This window comes from Streptomyces kryoterrae (assembly GCF_054072135.1).
Genome location: NZ_CM133358.1, coordinates 171,802 through 186,981, shown reverse-complemented (window position 1 = coordinate 186,981; position 15,180 = coordinate 171,802). Strand labels below are relative to the sequence as shown.

Annotated in this window: 14 protein-coding genes and 3 pseudogenes; 11 read left to right on the top strand and 6 right to left on the bottom strand. The window is 70.3% G+C overall.

Translation table 11 applies throughout. From position 1 onward, the window contains the following. Positions 1 to 104 precede the first annotated feature (104 nt). The 5 genes from ACW4TU_RS00655 (at position 105) to ACW4TU_RS00635 (ending at position 6,772) form a co-directional block, all read left to right on the top strand. Positions 105 to 3,461 carry an ATP-binding protein gene (locus ACW4TU_RS00655; protein ID WP_457423476.1) on the top strand — a complete coding sequence of 1,119 codons (3,357 nt, stop codon included), beginning with the start codon at positions 105 to 107 and terminating at the stop codon, positions 3,459 to 3,461. Between the two features lie 344 nt (positions 3,462 to 3,805). Continuing rightward, on the top strand, positions 3,806 to 4,438 hold the full coding sequence (locus ACW4TU_RS00650) for a glyoxalase (RefSeq protein ID WP_457423474.1): 633 nt from the start codon (positions 3,806 to 3,808) through the stop codon (positions 4,436 to 4,438). A gap of 208 nt (positions 4,439 to 4,646) precedes the next feature. Then, entirely contained in the window at positions 4,647 to 5,426 is a 780-nt protein-coding gene (locus ACW4TU_RS00645) for a hypothetical protein (RefSeq protein ID WP_457423472.1), read from the top strand. Then, positions 5,347 to 6,171 carry an FtsX-like permease family protein gene (locus tag ACW4TU_RS00640; protein WP_457423470.1) on the top strand — a complete coding sequence of 275 codons (825 nt, stop codon included), beginning with the start codon at positions 5,347 to 5,349 and terminating at the stop codon, positions 6,169 to 6,171. The genes ACW4TU_RS00645 and ACW4TU_RS00640 overlap by 80 nt, the downstream gene beginning before the upstream one ends. A 52-nt stretch (positions 6,172 to 6,223) precedes the next feature. Next, entirely contained in the window at positions 6,224 to 6,772 is a 549-nt protein-coding gene (locus ACW4TU_RS00635; protein WP_457423468.1) for a hypothetical protein, read from the top strand. A gap of 210 nt (positions 6,773 to 6,982) precedes the next feature. Here ACW4TU_RS00635 and ACW4TU_RS00630 read toward each other — a convergent pair whose 3' ends face one another. Continuing rightward, positions 6,983 to 7,816, bottom strand: coding sequence for a PIG-L family deacetylase (locus tag ACW4TU_RS00630; RefSeq protein WP_457423466.1), 834 nt, complete (start codon positions 7,814 to 7,816; stop codon positions 6,983 to 6,985). 485 nt (positions 7,817 to 8,301) lie between these two features. On the opposite strand from ACW4TU_RS00630, the pseudogene ACW4TU_RS00625 reads away from it, so the two are divergent. Beyond that, positions 8,302 to 8,385, top strand: a pseudogene (locus ACW4TU_RS00625) (transposase); the annotation flags it as partial. Positions 8,386 to 8,404: 19 nt separating this feature from the next. Here ACW4TU_RS00625 and ACW4TU_RS00620 read toward each other — a convergent pair. Beyond that, entirely contained in the window at positions 8,405 to 8,530 is a 126-nt protein-coding gene (locus ACW4TU_RS00620; protein WP_457430751.1) for a hypothetical protein, read from the bottom strand. Positions 8,531 to 8,662: 132 nt separating this feature from the next. Between ACW4TU_RS00620 and ACW4TU_RS00615 the strand changes: the two genes are divergently transcribed. Next, positions 8,663 to 8,815: a hypothetical protein gene (locus tag ACW4TU_RS00615; protein WP_457430749.1), complete on the top strand. Its 153-nt coding sequence runs from the start codon at positions 8,663 to 8,665 to the stop codon at positions 8,813 to 8,815. Positions 8,816 to 8,859: 44 nt separating this feature from the next. Here ACW4TU_RS00615 and ACW4TU_RS00610 read toward each other — a convergent pair. Together ACW4TU_RS00610 and ACW4TU_RS00605 are read right to left on the bottom strand one after the other, a co-directional pair. Continuing rightward, positions 8,860 to 9,324 (bottom strand): annotated as a pseudogene (locus ACW4TU_RS00610) (hypothetical protein); the annotation flags it as partial. A gap of 23 nt (positions 9,325 to 9,347) precedes the next feature. Continuing rightward, the gene (locus ACW4TU_RS00605) at positions 9,348 to 10,286 is read right to left on the bottom strand and encodes an alpha/beta fold hydrolase (protein WP_457423464.1); all 939 of its coding nucleotides are present in this window, start codon (positions 10,284 to 10,286) and stop codon (positions 9,348 to 9,350) included. Positions 10,287 to 10,370: 84 nt separating this feature from the next. Here ACW4TU_RS00605 and ACW4TU_RS00600 point away from each other — a divergent pair, with 84 nt between their 5' ends. Next, on the top strand, positions 10,371 to 10,958 hold the full coding sequence (locus ACW4TU_RS00600; protein ID WP_457423462.1) for a TetR/AcrR family transcriptional regulator: 588 nt from the start codon (positions 10,371 to 10,373) through the stop codon (positions 10,956 to 10,958). A 526-nt stretch (positions 10,959 to 11,484) separates the two neighbouring features. On the opposite strand, the pseudogene ACW4TU_RS00595 reads toward ACW4TU_RS00600, so the two are convergent. Together ACW4TU_RS00595 and ACW4TU_RS00590 are read right to left on the bottom strand one after the other, a co-directional pair. Beyond that, a pseudogene (locus ACW4TU_RS00595) lies at positions 11,485 to 11,634 on the bottom strand (ISAs1 family transposase); the annotation flags it as partial. Between the two features lie 166 nt (positions 11,635 to 11,800). Further along, positions 11,801 to 11,986, bottom strand: a complete 186-nt coding sequence (locus tag ACW4TU_RS00590) for an MBL fold metallo-hydrolase (RefSeq protein ID WP_457430631.1) — start codon at positions 11,984 to 11,986, stop codon at positions 11,801 to 11,803. A 474-nt stretch (positions 11,987 to 12,460) separates the two neighbouring features. Between ACW4TU_RS00590 and ACW4TU_RS00585 the strand changes: the two genes are divergently transcribed. From ACW4TU_RS00585 to ACW4TU_RS00575, 3 genes are all read left to right on the top strand, one after another. Further along, positions 12,461 to 12,952, top strand: a complete 492-nt coding sequence (locus ACW4TU_RS00585; RefSeq protein ID WP_457423460.1) for a hemerythrin domain-containing protein — start codon at positions 12,461 to 12,463, stop codon at positions 12,950 to 12,952. Positions 12,953 to 13,268: 316 nt separating this feature from the next. Continuing rightward, complete coding sequence (locus ACW4TU_RS00580; RefSeq protein ID WP_457423130.1) at positions 13,269 to 13,439, top strand: hydrophobic protein; 171 nt, start codon at positions 13,269 to 13,271, stop codon at positions 13,437 to 13,439. A gap of 1,228 nt (positions 13,440 to 14,667) precedes the next feature. Further along, positions 14,668 to 15,003 carry a MerR family transcriptional regulator gene (locus tag ACW4TU_RS00575; RefSeq protein ID WP_457423458.1) on the top strand — a complete coding sequence of 112 codons (336 nt, stop codon included), beginning with the start codon at positions 14,668 to 14,670 and terminating at the stop codon, positions 15,001 to 15,003. Positions 15,004 to 15,180: the final 177 nt, after the last annotated feature.

The following is a 15,180-nucleotide window of genomic DNA, read 5'->3' as shown; positions in this document are numbered from 1 at the left end:
GCAACCGGCTTGGCGTCCGTTTGGGACCCCACTTGGGGCCGCTGACCACGGCGTTTAGCGGCTGTTGACGGGCTGCCGCCGCCGCTCGGGTAGATTCGCGCGGCGTGCTGCGAATACGAGTCCTGGGCCCCCTGGGTGCCGATGTCGGGGGAAAGCCGGTCGAGCTGGGAGCCCCCCGGCAGCGGGCCGTTCTCGCGCTGCTGGTCGCGGCCCGCCAGGAGGTGGTGCCCGTCGGGCGCATGCTTGACGACCTGTGGCGTGGGGCACCCCCGGCCAAGGCGACCGTGTCCCTGCACGCTTATGTGTCGAACCTGCGCCGGCTGCTGGAGCCGGAGCGGCTTCCGCGTACCCCGGCGGCAGCGCTGGTCACCTCACCGCCGGGCTATGCCCTGCGGCTGCCGCCCGAGGCGGTGGATGCCTGGCGGTTCGAAGCGCAGGTGACCCGGGCCCGGAGCGCTCCGCCCGACCAGGCGCGGGACCTGCTGTCGGAAGCCCTCGGATGGTGGCACGGCCCGGCTTTCCTGGAGCACAGGGACGAGACCTGGACCGCCGATGAGGTGGCCCGGCTGACGGAAACGTGCGCTCAGGCCCGCGAACTGGCAGTCGCGGCCGACCTCGGCACGGGACACGCGGCCGAGGCGGTGCTGACGGCCGAAGCCCTGGTGCGGCGGAGCCCGTTGCGGGAGGAGGGCTGGCGGCTGCTCACTCTCGCCCAGTGGGCCTGCGGCCGCCAGGGCGACGCCCTGTCCACTCTGCGCCGCGCCACCGCGATGCTGCGGGATGAGCTCGGGTGCGATCCCGGTCCGGCCCTGGCCGAGTTGGAGGATGCCGTCCTCGCCCAGCGGCTGGACGTGCTGCGCGCCGCCGTGCCGGAAGCGCCCCGTGCCGTCGCCGTGCCGGGAACCGCCCCTGTTGCCGCGCCCGAGGACGACGGCTCCCTCTTCGTCGGCAGGGAGGCCGAAGTGGGCGCCGTGGAGGCTGCGGCACGAGCGGCACGGCGGGCGGGTGGCGTGGCTCTGGTCACCGGCGAGGCCGGAGGGGGCAAGTCCGCACTGCTCGACCGGCTCGGGAGGCGGCTGGAGACGGAGGGCTGGACCGTGGTGATCGGGCGCTGCCCCGAGTACGAGGGGGCTCCGCCCGCGTGGGCCTGGGTGGAGACACTCGAAGCCCTCGCCCGTTTCGCGCCGCCGCCGCACCCCGAGGAGCTCGCCGTCCTGCTGCACGAGCCGGAGGCCATGGCCGCCATGACGCGCGACGAGGCCGCCACGGGGCGTTTCCGTATGCACCGCGCCTTCGCCGCCTGGCTGCGGGCCGTGGCAGCCGGGCAGCCGCTGGCCATTCTCCTGGAGGACGTGCATCGCGCCGACGGCGAGACGCTGGCCCTGCTCGAAGCGGCGGCGCAGATCACCGGCGTACCTCTCTTCCTCGTCGCCAGTTACCGACCGGCAGAGGTGGGCGAGGACCTGGGCAAGACCCTCGCCCATCTCGCGCCCAGCGCTCCACGACGTATAGCGCTCGGTGGCCTCTCGCCCCAGGACGTCGCGACCCTGGTGGGCGTCGTCTGCGGTGAACCCGTTGACGAGACGACGGTGAGAGCGCTCACCGAACGCACCGGCGGCAACCCCTTCTACGTCCTTGAGAGCGCGCGTCTGCTGGTGAGCGAGGGCGCTCTGGTAGCCGTGTCCGAAGTTCCGCAGGGCGTACGCGACGTGCTCCGCAGGCGTCTGGCCATGTTGCCGGCCGGCGCCCGTTCAGCCGTGCGACTCGCGGCGGTCGCGGGGCTGGAGTCCGAGGTCGCCCTCCTCGCCGACGCGGCAGACGTCGACGAGGACACGGTGCTGGAAGGACTCGACGCGGCGATAGCGGCCGATCTCCTGACCGAACCCGCTCTGGGACGGGTCCGCTTCGTGCACGCACTGGTCCGCGACACCGTGTACACCGACCTGTCCGGCGTGCGGCGGGCACGTCTGCACGACCGTGTCGCACAAGGACTGAGACGCCACCGCCCGCAGGATTTCGCGGCCCTGGCCCACCATTTCGCCCGTTCGGGCAGAACCGCCAACGCACCCCTGGCCGTCGACTACGCACTGCGGGCGGCCGAGCGCGCCGAACGGCGGTATGCCCACGACACGGCGATCGAGCTGATCGAGCATGCCCTGGAGGCGCACTCGGTAGCCGTGGCCGGCCGCGACGCCGATCCGCAGGACACGGTGGCCCTGCTGGTGCGGCTGCTGGGGGCACAAGTGCGGGCCGGGGCGACGCACGCCGCCCGGCACACCCGGCAACGGGCGGTCGACCTGGCGATGCGCGCGGGCCGGGACGACCTGGTCGCGACGGTCTACGGCGCCTGGACCGAGCCCTCACCCTGGCGCACGCGGCTGGAGGGGGCGTTCGACCGCACCGCCCTGGCCCGTCTGGAGCGACTCGCTCACGACGACACCCTCGACGGCGCGACGCGAGCCCGAGTTCTCCAGGTCCTCGTCGACGCGGCGGCCGCCGAGGAGGCGCCGCGGGCCCTTGAGGCGGCGCACGCGCAACTGGCCCTGGCCCGAGCCGAAGGCGAACCGCGGCTGCTGGCCTCGGCGTTGATGACGTCCGCCAAGCTGCTGCCGCACGAGGCGCAGGGTGCCGTCCGCGCGCCGCTCGTCGCGGAACTGCGGGAGCTGGCGCAGACGCACGATCTCCCGGCCTACCGCTGGGTGTGCGAGCACCTGGACGGCATGACCGCCGCGACCCGCAACGACCCCGACGGGCTGCGCCGGCACAACGCCCGCGCCCTGGAACTGGCGCGCCGCTACGGCATGGTGTGGGCGCAGGGCATCGCCGCCGCGACCTCCGCCATGCTGGCCACCGTCGCCGGACGCTTCGACGAGGCAGAGACCCGCTACGCCGCGGCCGACGACATGTTCCAGCGCGCCGGGGCGCACTACGCGACGGGCCCACGCAGGCTGGGCATGATCACCATCCGGCTCGCCCAGGAGCGGGTGGCCGACCTGGAACCGGCCGTTCGCGATCTCCACGCGGAGTTCGGCACCTCCGTCGCCGTGGCGTACGCCCTGGTCCTGGCCCGTCTGGGACGGCTGGAGGAGGCGACAGCGGTGCCTCTCCCGCCGCGACCGGTGACCGACCACCTTTACGGTGTGGAACTGGACTACCGCTGCGAACTCGCGTTCCTGCTCGGGGACACGGACATGGCGGCCATGCTGATCGGCCATCTGCTGTCCATCCGCGACCAGTTCGCGGGTACGGCGGGCGCCGCCTACGCGACCCGCCCGCTCGCGCACTCCCTCGCCGACCTGTACCGGCTCCTTGGCGAGGACCAGGCCGCGGCCGACAACTACGCGCTGGCCGAACGCGTCGCGCTCGCCTGGAACTCGCCGCACCGCGTCGCCGAGGCACGCCGGGCGGCCGCACGACTGGCCGTGGAACGGGGCTGTCCACGCACGACAGCGCGGGGATGACGGCGCACGTGAGGAAGTCGCCCCCGGCGAGGGTTTCGCCCCTGGAGATCACCAGCGCAGGAGGACGCGGTGCGGGAGGAGCGGGACGTCTCAAGTGCGAGGACGCGACGAGGCCTTGCCGCAGGAGCACAATGCCGCCACGGCCGGCCACGATCCGTTTCCGGAGCTTGACGTCCGGGGCACCGGCCTGCTGTATTCCCGCGTCCGGCGGGTTGCGCGGCGGTGCCGGCGTGTGGCGGTCGGAGGCCGCTCCAGCACATGGCCCCGGCCGAATCCGAGGGCGGCCTCGGACGGAGCAGTTTCGGAGAAGTGCCGGTGGACCGGCCGCGTCTACCGTCGATGCCATGAACTCCCTCGATTCCGTCACCCTCGAGGTGGCCGACACCGCGTCCGCCGCCCGTTTCTATTCCGCCGCCTTCGGGCTGGGTCCGTCGCAGGTGCGGCTGCGGGCCGCCGAGAGCCCCACGGCTGGTTTCCGTGGGTTCACCCTGTCGCTCGTGGTGTCCCAGCCAGGAAACGTCGATGCCCTGGTGGGCTCCGCTCTCGAGGCCGGCGCCACCGTCCTCAAGCCCGTCTCGAAGTCGCTGTGGGGCTACGGCGGCGTCGTTCAGGCCCCGGACGGCACGATCTGGAAGATCGCGACGTCGGCGAAAAAGGACACGCGCCCGGCCGCCCGGGAATTCGACGAACTCGTGCTCCTGCTGGGCGTCGAGGACGTGAAGGCCGGCAAGCAGTTCTACGTCGAGCAGGGCCTCACCGTGAAGAAGAGCTTCGGCGGCACGTATGTCGAGTTCGCCGCCGGGTCGGGTCCTCTCAAGCTGGCTCTGTACAAGCGCCGTGCGCTGGCGAAGGACGCGGGTGTCGCCGCCGACGGCAGCGGATCGCACCGGCTCGTCCTCTCCAGCGCCGCCGGACCGTTCAACGACCCGGACGGGTTCGTCTGGGAAGCCACCGTCCCCCTGACCACCACCGTCTGAGAGCCCTCCCGTCCCGTCCGTCGACGGGACGGCGGCCTACGGCACGGACCTCCCCGGAAAGCCGTCCCCGCCGGCTCGGTCGGCCGCACGACCGGGCGCGATTCTGATCGGTTGGCCGCCGGGCCCGCGGCCGATCGTCTGCAGGGAACGCTGTGTCGCGTTCGGGTCCGTGTGGTGGGAATCGGGGGGTTTGGTGCGGCAATGAGGGGTGCCCGCAGGCGCGTTGCGGTTCCGTGCGCTGCGGGCGTGGGTGTGCCGCGTACTCCTGGGTGCCGCCCTGCTGGCCGTGCTGCTGGCCACGACCGTGCGGGCCGTGCACACCGCCTACTCGGGCGCGATAGGCGATGCGGCGCTGCGGCGGTCGCCCACCGAGCAACGCACCGCCGCCGAGGCCGCTTTGGTGGTCAACGGGGACGTGCCGGCCGACGAGCGGCAGGCGGCCGACGACGCCGTGCGGGCGGGGGCCCGCACCATCTTCGCCGGACTGCCCGTGCGGGTGCGTACCCAGCTGCGTTCCGGCCCCTACGCCCTGCCGCTCGCGCTGCGGCCGGCCTCCGAACGGGACGGGAACCCGGACCTCACGCACTTCGCGGTCCTGGATCGCACGGCAGGTGCGGACCGTCGCAGGACGGCTCCCCGTGAGGCGGTGACCGCCGGGTCCATCGAGGCAGCACTTCCGCAGAGCGCGGCCCAGCGCCTCGGGGTGGCACTCGGCGCCCGGCTGACCGTCACCGACCGGCTGGCCTGCCCGGCGGTGCGCGTACTGATCACCGGCGTGTACCGGCCGGTGCACGTCCGGGCGCCCTACTGGCAGTTGGACGACCTGGGTGGCCGCGGCGTGCAGGCGTCGAGCTTCACGACGTACGGTCCCCTGCTCACCGCCGCGGGGCGTGCCGACGTCGGGGCGGGTGAGCGTCGGTGCGTCGGGCTGGCTGGTGTCGGCCGACTACTCCTCACTGACGACCAAGCGGATCGACGCGCTGCGTGAGGCCGCCCGCTCGGGGAGCGCGAAGCCGCGCGAGCGGCCCGCGCTCAGCGGTGCGACGGTAGCGGCCACCGCGTTGCGCGAGGGACTGGACCGCATCGAACGCTCCCTGCTCGTCACGCGTTCCAGCATGCTGATCGTCGCTGGTCAGCTCGGGCTGCTCGTGGCCTGCGCCCTGTTGCTCGTCGCGGGACAACTCAGCTCCGAGCGCGCGGCCGAGTCCCGGTTGCTCCGTGCGCGCGGTGCGACCCGGGCACGGCTGGCGGGCCTGGCCGCGCTGGAGGCCTTGCTGATCTCCGTGCCGGCGGTGGTGGTGGCGCCGCTGTTGTCGGGGCCGTTGACGCGGCTGCTGGTCGGGCAGGGTGCGCTGGGCCGGACCGGGGTGCGCGTCGACGTGCCGGTCGGGTGCCGGCCCGAGGTGTGGTCGGTCGCCGCGGGCGTGGCTGCGCTGGCGGTGGCTGTCCCCGCGTGGCGGGCGTCCTTCACGGGCACTGTCGCGGCGCGGGCAGGGGCGCTGCGGGCCGGGGCGGACGGCGGGTTGCTCGCCGTGGCCGACGTCGTTTTCTGGCTGCTCGGAAGCCAGCGCTCCGGTGCTGTCACCACCGACCGCGAGGGGGTTCTCGGCGTCGACCCGCTGCTGGTGGCGGCCCCCGCTCTGGTGCCGCTCGCCGGAACGTCCTGGTGCTGCGGCTGCTGCCCTCGCCGGCGCGTGTCGGCGAGCGACTTCTGGCCCGCGGGCGCGGGCTGACCGCGGCCATGGTCGGCTGGCAGTTCAGCCGCCGGCCGATGCGGGGGGTCCGGTGCTGCTCCTGCTCATCTCCGTGGCGCTGGGCGTGATCGCGATCGGGCAGGGTGCTGCCTGGCACCGGTCCCAGGCCGGCCAGGCCGACTTCCGCGCCGGTGCCGAGGTGCGCGTCCTGACCTCCGGGAACGGCGGTGTGGGCCGTACGGACGTCTACGCGGACCTCCGGCACGTTGACGCGGTCGCCCCCGCGGTCCGTGGCACCCTGTCGCTCTCCGGCAGCCGCATCGCGACCGTTGTGGCCCTGAACACGGCGGAGGCGGCCGGGGCGGTGCTGGCGCGGCGCGATCTGTCGGACGGTCCGCTCCTTGCCGGGCTCGCGCCGCGCGGAACGCCGGCGGGCATCGAGGTACCGGAGGGCCCGGCCCGGCTCACGCTGACCGCTGGTCTGCGCAGCAGCACGCCGGGGCCGGGCGCCGACGTCACCCTCACGGTGCGGGACCGTTACGGAACCTCCGACGAGATACCGTCCGGCCGCCTCGCCGCCGACGGCCGCCCGCACGCGCTGACCCCGGATCTGAACGGCGCCCAGGGCCTGTGGCGCTGACCGGGCTCACGCTGAGCACGCCGCAGCCGGCCGGCCGTGCCCACCGGCACCCCCTGGTCCTCGGCCCGCTCACGGCGACAGCTGGCGACGGAGTGCAGGGCCGCAGCCAGGCCCATTCGCCGAGCAGGGCGCGGTTGACCGCGTTCGACCTCTTCCTTGGTCGGCGGCCGGTGGGCGCGGGTGCGTTTGCCGCCCGGGCCGAGGTTCTGATCAGCGCAGTCCGGCGAAGAGATCGTTCTCGGGTATGGCCGCGCCGGTGGCGTCCTGGACACGTACGAAGGTCTCCATGCCCATCAACTCGCCGAACCTCTCCTTGCCCATCTTGAGGAAGAAGATGTTCTCACCCTGGCTGGCGTGCGCGGCCAACGCGTCGAACTTCTGACCGCTGAACGCGATGGTGTCCACCCACGTGGTGATCTCGTCGTCGGGGAGGCCGATCTCGGCCAGCGCGGCGGCCTCGGCGGGATCCGGCTCCGGCATGTCCTCTCCGAACTCGCGTATGACCTCGCCGAACCGCCGCATCGTCGAGCGGGGCATCGTGGTCCAGTACACCTTCGGTGCCAGTGCGGTCATCTCCAGCGCCGCCATCGTGATGCGGTGGGCCTGTATGTGGTCGGGGTGGCCGTAGAAGCCGTTCTCGTCGTAGGTGACGACCACATCAGGCCGGTAGTGCCGCATGAGTTCCGCGAGCCGGGCCGCGCCTTCCTGCACGGGGGTCTGCCAGAAGGATCCGGGGGCGTCGTTGCTCGGCCAGCCCGTCATCCCGGAGTCGGCGTAGTCCAGCATCTCCAGATCGCTGATCTTCAGGACGTCACAGCTCGCCTCGAGTTCCTGACGCCGTATCAAGGCGACCGCCGCCGGATCGTGCCCGGGATCGCCCGGCTTGACACCCCCCGGTCCGTCACCGCAACCGCCGTCGGTACACGTCACGAGAACCGTGCGGATGCCTTCTGCCGCGTACCGAGCGAGGACCCCTCCGGTTCCGGTGGCCTCGTCGTCGGGGTGCGCGTGTACTGCCATGAGCGTCAAGGGCCGGTCAGTCATGAAAAAGTCCTCCTGCAGACATACGTCTTGGTCCACGTAGCGCGGCGGGCGTACCGCGATCCTGGGGGCCGGTTCCTGGTGGGGCCCACGACCTTGTGGTCTCCGTGTTCCCCGCTCGTGTGGTGCCGGCCCCTCGGTCGATGCAACCTCGCCGACCGGACCGGCTGTTCCCGGCGAGGCCGCTCAACTTTCCAGGCGTCGGAATTTCAACGCGAACGAGGCACATGCGGGACCTGCGTGTCTCAGCGCCTGGTCGGACCCGACGTCCGCTCCGCCACCAGCCGTGATCCCGACCCGAAATGTGAGACCCCACAGCGCTCCACCATTTCTCAGTCCGCCGGGAGCAGACGGAAGCGCCCCGGAAGTGCGTCGTGGAAGCCGCTGGGGTATGTCGTCGTGGACATCTTCCTGGAAAACGCCAGGTCAGTGAGGTGGCGCCTTTACGGCGGTCAATTCCCCATCCCTGAGCCCATGGATGCGTCCCGGCACCCGCGCAGCTCGGCGGCCCGATCGTCCTGGTCCGGGACACTCTGAACACGCACGTCAGCCGCACCATGCGGCAGCTGGTCCAGGGCCCCGGCAAAGTCGTCAGGTGATGCCGAGGAGGGCCAGTGGGCGGCTGCTGTCGCGGGCGTGATGGCGGGTGCCGGCGGCGATGTCGGTGATTCCGGCGGTGCGTAACGCGCCGATGGCGGCGTTGCGCAGAGCGGCCATGACTTCAGGTCCGGTGCCCGTACGGACCCGGCTGCGGCCTTCGTCGTAGGTGATATCGCGGACCCTGTGAATCTTGTTCTCGACGGCCCAGTGCCCGCGGATCCAGGCGGCCAGTTGTGCTGGTCTGGCCCTGTGGACGCGCAGGTCGGTGATGGGGTAGACGGGTTCGGTGGTGAAGCGTTTCGGCTGGTCGATGCGGCGTCTGCGGCGGCGGATCTGCAGTGCCTGGGCGGCGTGCGGGAAGTCGATGCCGGGACGGCCCGCCAGGGCAAGGCGGCGAGCTGAGCATGCAGGTGGGGCTGGTTGCCTTTGACGGTCAGGATCCAGTGTGCGCCGCGTTCGGCGAGGTAGGTGCCATGCTCGCGCTGGCAGCGCAGCGCGTCCGCGGTGATCACGGTGTCGCGCAGGTCGCCGATCTGGTCCAGCAGCGGCCGGAACCGGGTGATCTCGTTGGTCCTGCCGTCGATGTCAGTGTCGGCAAGGACCACGGCGGTGACCTGATCGCAGGCCGCCATCACGTGCCGGGCGGCAGTGTCGACGGTGCGAGATCCGCGTAACGCCTTGCCGTCGACGGTGATCGCCCGTTGGCCTGTCGCATCGCTTTGTCGACTTTGGACGGTGGGGCGGTGCCGGCGCGGAGTAAAGCCGTGATCATCGCGGCCGGGACCCTGCGGTAGCTGACTGTGGGCATCGACATTCTTCCTCGCGCACCATCGACGGCATACGCATCGCCGTAGATTCTTGGCGCGCGGGAGGCGCCGCAACGTGAATGAGCGGGGGCGGAAGACAGACATGGCGAAACTCCGCCACGAATGTGTCAGTCGCGCGGCACGCCTGCTATCGGTTTGCCACCGAGGAAGTCCTCCAGGATCTCGGTAAACCGCGCCGGCTGCTCCTCGGCCACGTAATGGCCGCAGTCGTCGAGGACCACCCCGGTGACATCGTCGGCCGCCAGCCGCATCGTTTCGGCGACCATCGCGCCGCTGTACCGCGCGCCGCCGATGGCGAGCACCGGCAGCGTCAGCCGGGTCTTCTTGCGCTGCTCGTTCTGTGCGATCGTCTCGTCCAGCGCCCGGTAGTACGCGAAGCTCGCCCGCAGCCCGCGGGGATCCGTGACGATCGCATCGACGTAGACGTCGACGGCGTACGCGGGGATCGCGTCCGGGGTGGCTGCCTTCCTGGCGAACTGGTAGCCGAAGAAGAGCTGCTCCCGCCCCCGGACCAGCTCCTCGTTGAGGTCGGTGAGCCGGTTGAAGCCGAAGTGCCAGAGCCGCTGGTTGACCGCGGCCGGGCTGAAGACCGACGGGGTCGGCGTGAGACCGGGGATGATGGCGTCGACGACGGCGAGCCGGCCCACCCGCTCGGGGTGATCGGCAGCGAGGGCGTACCCGGTCCACATGCCGATGTCGTGGCCGACCACGTCGAACCGGTCGTGCCCGAGCGCGGCCATCAGAGCGACCAGATCGGCGGCCAGCGTGCCGGCGTCGTAACCGTCGTCGGGCTTGTCGGAGAGCCCGGCCCCGCGCGAGTCGACGGCGACGACGGTGTGCTCGCGGGCGAGCGCGGGCATCACCTCCCGCCAGGCGTACCAGGTCTGTGGCCACCCGCCGACCAGCAGCAGCGGTGGGCCGTCCCCGCCGGTGACCGCGTGCAGCCGCAGCCCGTTCAGCTCCACGAGCCGGCTGGTGAAGACGTCGGTGAACCCGTCGGGCAGCCGCAGCGAACTCAGCCTTGTCGTACTGTCGGCCGTACTCATCTTGGAACGATCAGTGCAACTTGTCATGCCGACGACTCTACACATCTTGAAACGATCGGTGCAAGATGTGTAGGCTGACGAACCATGGCAGGCCGCAAGCAGTTCGACGTGGACGAGGCGCTACGACGTGCGATGCACGTCTTCTGGCGCTGGGGCTATTCGGAGGCCTCGATCGACCGGCTGACCGAGGGAACGGGCCTGGGCCGGAGCTCGCTCTACGGCACCTTCGGCGACAAGAGCGCCCTCTTCCGGAAAAGCCTCCAACGGTACACGCAGACCTACCACCCGCTGTACGACCAGGCACTGTCCGGCCCCCACCCGAGCCCGAGCGCCGTTGTGGCCGCCTACCTGCAGGTCACCCTGAACCGCATCGCCGACCCGACGGTCCCGGACGGCTGCCTGCTCACGGTGTCGGCAACGCAGTTCCCGGCCCTCGACGCGGAGGGCCAGGCGATGGTCCGTGCCATGATCGACGGTTTGCGGGCGATGCTGGAGCAGGCGTTGCTGGCGGCGGGGGCCGATGAGCACGAGGCTGCGGAGCTGGCGTTGTGCACGCTGGCAACGAACAAATCCCTGGCGGTGCTGAGCCGCGCCGGCTTCTCGAGCGAAGACCTGGCAACCGTCGCCGCAGCCGCCGCCCGTATCCCCGGGAGACCACATCCACTACTTTGAATAGCGCGATGGACACCCAGAGCCCCGGCAAAGTCGTTGGATGATGCCGAGTAGTGCCAGTGATCGGGTGCTGTCGCGGGCGTGGTGGCGGTTGGCGGCGGCGATGCCGGTGATGTGGAGTGCGCCGATGGCGGCGTTGCGCAGGGCAGCTGTGAGTTGAGGTCCGGTGCCGGTGCGGATCTGGGAGCGGTCTTCGTCCAAGTGACATCGCGGACCCGTTGGATCTGGTTCTCGATGTGCCAGTGACGGCGGATCCACGCGGCGAGCTGTGCTGGCCGGGCCTGGTGCACGTGCAGGTTCGTGATCGCGTAGCCGGTCTCGGTGGTGAAGCGTCTCGACTGGTGCAAACGGTGCCGCCGGCGGATCTGGATGGCCTGGGCGGCGTGCGGGAAGTCGATGCCGGTGGAGACGGTGAATCTTCAGGGCACGGATCTCGCGGCGGCCGTGTCCGCGGCCGGCCTCGCGGGTGACATCCGGGACGGCCCGCCAAGGCAGGCCGGCCGATTGCTGGTGCAGGGTGGGCTGGCTAGCCTTTGACGGTCAGCATCCAGTCGGCGCCGCGTTCGGCGAGGTAGGTGACGTGATCGCGCTGGCAGTGCAACGCGTCGACGGTGATCACGGTGCCGCGCAGGTCACTGATCGGGTCGAGCAGCGGTTCGAAGCGAGTGATCTCGTTGGTCTTGCGGTCGACGTCGGTGCTTGCCCAGACGCGCCCGCGTCGTCAAGAGCCCTGGGAACGGCGGATCAGGACGGGGTGTGTCGAGCTTGTGCCACGGCATCGGTGACGGCGCCTCGGAACGGGTCTCCGTGACCGGGCAGCACCAGGCCCGCGTCGAACGAGGTCAACGCCGCCAGTGACGTTCGCGTCTGCGCCGTGTTGTGGGTGAATACCGGGCCGATGATCTGGGGCCCGGTGCCGGTGAGGCCCACCGGGCCGTCATGGTGACCAGCGCGTCCCCGGTGAACACCACGCCCTGCGTCGGCAGTTGGAAGGCAACGCTGCCGGGTGTGTGCCCGGGTACTGCCACCACGCGTGGCCGTCCGGGGACGTCGAGGGTCGTGCCGTCATGGAGGTGGCTGGCCGAGGGTTAGTCGACGTCGCGGGCCTAATCGCGTGCGATTACGCGGCTGGCCGCGTCCCGCTGCCCAGCGGTCTCGTGCACGACACCGACCTGTAACCCGGTCAAGCCCACCACTCTTGTTGGGAGTCGTAAGCGGGGTGCCCATGGAAACCTTCCCGTTGGTCGATCTCGTTGTTTCTCACACGTTGTCGCTGTCGCACGCATTCGCCTACTCCCTGTCGCCCTGTTTATGAGGCGCCTTCGGCGGAAACTCCGACCACAGTCACCGAACGCTTTGTTCGGGCAGTGTCTTGCGGCTATCCGCCCAATCTCCGCGGTCCCTGTCCCGCGACCTGACGCAGAGCCGGGACCACTGAAAACGGCGGGTGGGGGTAGTCGGTACCTGCAAGGTTCCCTCGCATGAAAGTGGTGCCTGTTCCCATGGCCGAGACACGAGACGTCGTTGAACTCATTCTCCAGGATCACCGAAGAATGGAGGATCTCTTCCGTCTGATGCGCAGCGTCGAAGCTGACCGGGCGGCCGCCCTTCAGGAATTCGCCGATCTGTTGATCGCGCACGCGCTCGCGGAAGAGGCGAAGGTGTACCCCGCCCTCAAGCGCTACAAGAAGATCGAGGACGAAGAGGTCGAGCACGGGGAGGAGGAGCACGAGGAGGGCAACAAGGCGCTCCTGGAACTTCTGGAGGTCGATGAGGTCGGCTCCGAGAAATGGGACGCCAAGCTGGAAGACCTTGTGGAGGCTGTCACCCACCACGCCGACGAGGAGGAGCGCACCATCCTCAATGGCGCACGTGAGAACGTCGCCATGGAGCGTCGGGAGGAGCTGGGCGGGGCATTCCTGGCAGAGCGGGAGCGTCAGCTGAAGGATCGATGCGGCGCCGTGGAGAACGTGCGCCGCATCGTCGGCTCCTGACCGCGAATCGTCGCCGCGTGCTCGGCCATCCCGACCCTGCGTGGGGGAGTGGTCAGCGTGTGCGCGGTCGCTCATACGGCGGAAGCCCGTCTGGCGACGAGCGGGACGGGCCTGCGGAGGTGCCCGTGCAGTACGCCGGACGTAGCGCAGCCGCCGGGTGGTAGCAGAGCGGGATTCGGATCAGCCACACGAGGTGCGCATCCCTGGATTCGCGGGCAGCCCGTCGGGTGCCCCGAGCGGCGGATAAGAAACAGATAAATCTGGGGCGTGTACGGAGATCATGTCCGGGCAGACGGCGGGACGGAGGTTGATAACTATGGTTCCCCTGATACTGGTTCTGCTGCTCGCCCTGATCCTCTTCGGTGCCGGGTTCGCCCTGAAGGCCCTGTGGTGGATCGCCGTGATCGTCCTGGTGATCTGGCTCGCCGGATTCCTCGCCCGCTCCACCGGAGCAGGCGGGAAGCGTGGCCGCTGGTATCGCTGGTAAGCAGCGTTGACAGGACGCCACACGCGGGTGGGGGTGCACTGATCGCCAGTGCACCCCCACCCGCATGTCCGGGTATCTCTCATGTCCCGTACGCACTGTGGTTCGTCTCGCCGGTCTGTGCCCGGGTACGCGTGCGGTCGGGTCCGGGGGCAGTACCTGTGCCGGCAAGGGGACCCCGGCGCTTCCGGCAGGAACCGGTTTCGGGCCCCAGCCTTGAACAGCTTCGGGGGACAGGCCGCGGCGATCATAGGTCAGCCGTCCAGCATCGCTGAAAGGACTCCCCACGCATCGTGGAACTGCCGTCGAAGAGCCGGTGTGCGGTTTCCAAGGTCTCGCCATGTCCCTCGAACACGGCGGCGAGGGCCCGTCTCGGCGTCCGATGTGGTGCGACTGGGCGGCACCAAGGCAGTCCGGGTCCACGGGGGAGGTGGGGGAGGCTCTGGGCGGGTCCGTGGTGTCGCCTTGCTTCTGCCCCCGCCGCTTATCTCACAGTGGAGCGCGCAGAAATCTGTTCTGGCTGGAGTAGACATTCGGTGGTGGGTCTGGTTATGGTTTCTCTCGTAGCCCAGAGAGACAGCAGGGCCCGACAGACACGAACTGCCGGGCAGCAGTACATGCAGTTGCAGTACACGCAGTTCATGCGGTTGTAGTTCGCTGGACGGTGCGGTGGTGGAGTTTCGAAGCCAGGGTTGTTGCGGGACGGCGACGGGGCTGACGACCGGACCGGGTGGCCCGCAGTGATCAGGGGCCGCCGTGAGCAGTACACGTAAGTGCGGTTCGCGGTACTCAGCAGTGAAGTCGGTGAGTGGTGCCTCGGTGAAGGCGTCGGCTGCGGGCGCGCGCACCGGGAGGTTCGGCAGTGGGGTTCCAAGCCAGAGCAGACGCAGGACGGGCGACGGGGCTGGCTGCCGAAAGCAGTACGCAGTACCAGCAGTACGCAGTACCCGCTCAGTAGGCAAGTGACTGATCCCAGAGGGGAAACGGAGGAGCCGAGCGCCATCAGGATCGCCCGGGCGGAAGTCCTGAGCCCGGGTACCGCAGGACATCGATAGTGAGGTGGTCTCCGGTCGAGCAACCGCGATCCCGGCAGCCCCGACAGCATCCAGGTCGGGTCGGCGGAAACAAAAGGCCGGCGCAGTACCAGGGCCGGCAGATGGTGTAGCAGTTCCTTCGGGGCCCTGGTGCCAATGGCACCAGGGCCCCTCCACGCGTTCCACAGAGAGGTGAGATGACCGCAGACGACTCCTACGGCCGACTCGACGACGACGACTACCCCGCCTACACCATGGGCCGGGCCGCCGAACTGCTCGGCACCACCCAAAGCTTCCTGCGCGCCATCGGCGAAGCCCGCCTCATCACCCCGCTGCGCTCCGCCGGCGGACACCGCCGCTACTCCCGCTACCAGCTGCGCATCGCCGCCCGCGCCCGCGAACTCGTCGACCACGGGACCCCCATCGAGGCCGCCTGCCGCATCGTCATCCTCGAAGACCAGCTCGAAGAAGCCCAGCGCATCAACACCGAATATCGTGCTGCCGCAGCGGTGACCCCCAGGGCTGCGGCCTGAGGCGGCATAAATCGGTAGATCTGGCCCGAATGTTCCTGGAACGCGGCGCGGGCCCGCTCCGTTCGCATACCGGTACCCGCACAACCGACTCCATGCGAGTGATCGCGCGGCGCGTTCACTCGCCATCACCTGCTCGTGGCAGCCCGCCGCCACGTCGCCCACGTCCTGTGCGACCGG

Coding starts and splice junctions, on each gene's coding strand:
- ACW4TU_RS00650 (WP_457423474.1), top strand. CDS start 3,806: ATGAACTCCCTCGATTCCGTCACCCTCGAGGTGGCCGACACCGCGTCC.
- ACW4TU_RS00630 (WP_457423466.1), bottom strand. CDS start 7,816: ATGACTGACCGGCCCTTGACGCTCATGGCAGTACACGCGCACCCCGAC.
- ACW4TU_RS00620 (WP_457430751.1), bottom strand. CDS start 8,530: ATGGCCGCTCTGCGCAACGCCGCCATCGGCGCGTTACGCACCGCCGGA.
- ACW4TU_RS00605 (WP_457423464.1), bottom strand. CDS start 10,286: ATGAGTACGGCCGACAGTACGACAAGGCTGAGTTCGCTGCGGCTGCCC.
- ACW4TU_RS00600 (WP_457423462.1), top strand. CDS start 10,371: ATGGCAGGCCGCAAGCAGTTCGACGTGGACGAGGCGCTACGACGTGCG.
- ACW4TU_RS00585 (WP_457423460.1), top strand. CDS start 12,461: ATGGCCGAGACACGAGACGTCGTTGAACTCATTCTCCAGGATCACCGA.
- ACW4TU_RS00580 (WP_457423130.1), top strand. CDS start 13,269: ATGGTTCCCCTGATACTGGTTCTGCTGCTCGCCCTGATCCTCTTCGGT.
- ACW4TU_RS00575 (WP_457423458.1), top strand. CDS start 14,668: ATGACCGCAGACGACTCCTACGGCCGACTCGACGACGACGACTACCCC.